The organism is Pseudomonas sp. CM25 (genome assembly GCF_013179705.1).
Taxonomy (GTDB): Bacteria; Pseudomonadota; Gammaproteobacteria; order Pseudomonadales; family Pseudomonadaceae; genus Aquipseudomonas.
Genome location: NZ_JABMCW010000690.1, coordinates 1 through 838, shown reverse-complemented (window position 1 = coordinate 838; position 838 = coordinate 1). Strand labels below are relative to the sequence as shown.

The following is an 838-nucleotide window of genomic DNA, read 5'->3' as shown; positions in this document are numbered from 1 at the left end:
TGGGCTTCCAGCGCCAGCGCACCTGGTACTCGGGCAGGTAAGCCTGGCTGATCAGGTAACGCAGCAGGTCGCTGGCGCCGGGGTTGGCATCCTGGCCAAAGCGCACCCGCTGCGGGGTGTGGTAGTTGCTGAAATGGGTGGTGAAGGCGTTGACGAACAGCACCTGCTCACCGGTATCCGGGTGGGTGCGTACTACCGGGTGCTCGGCATCCGGAAACTGCGCCCTGAGCGCCAGGCGCTTTTCCATCGGCATGGCGGCGCCGAAGCTGGCTTCGATGCTGTGGCGGGCCCGCAGGCCTTCGATCCTGGCTTTCACATCGGAGGGCAGGTTGGCAAAGGCCAGGACCATGTTCGCCCACAAGGTGTCGCCACCCACCGGTGGGCATTCGATACAGCGAAGAACGCAGCCCATGGGCGGTGAATCGCGCCAGGTGGCGTCGGTATGCCAGGCATTTTCATAGCGGTCGTTGGGCTGATCCGGGCGCTTGTAGATCTGCACCAGGCCCGGGTGTTCAGGGTCGCTGCCGGCAACCGGGTGATCCTCCAGTTCGCCGAAGCGACGGGCGAAGGCCACATGCTCGGCGCGACTGAAGTGCTGGTCGCGCAGGAACAGCACACGGTGCTGGAGCAACTGCTGGCGTAGCTGGGCGAACAGGTCGTCGTCATGGATCGCGTCGGCCAGGTTGACACCCCTCACCTCGGCCCCGATCGCGCAGGTCAGTTGTTCGATGTGCATGCAGTTGCCCTCTTCAGATGACGAAGATCGACGAGCCGGTGGTCCTGCGGGCTTCAAGGTCGCGGTGCGCCTGAACCGCATCCTGCAAGGCGTAGTGCTGGT

At 64.6% G+C, this 838-nt stretch carries 1 protein-coding gene; it reads right to left on the bottom strand.

All coding sequences use genetic code 11. The features are described from left to right. On the bottom strand, window positions 1-736 hold a 736-nt coding region (locus HP546_RS30730), incomplete at its 3' end, for a TauD/TfdA family dioxygenase (protein WP_172233771.1). Window positions 737-838 lie beyond the last annotated feature (102 nt).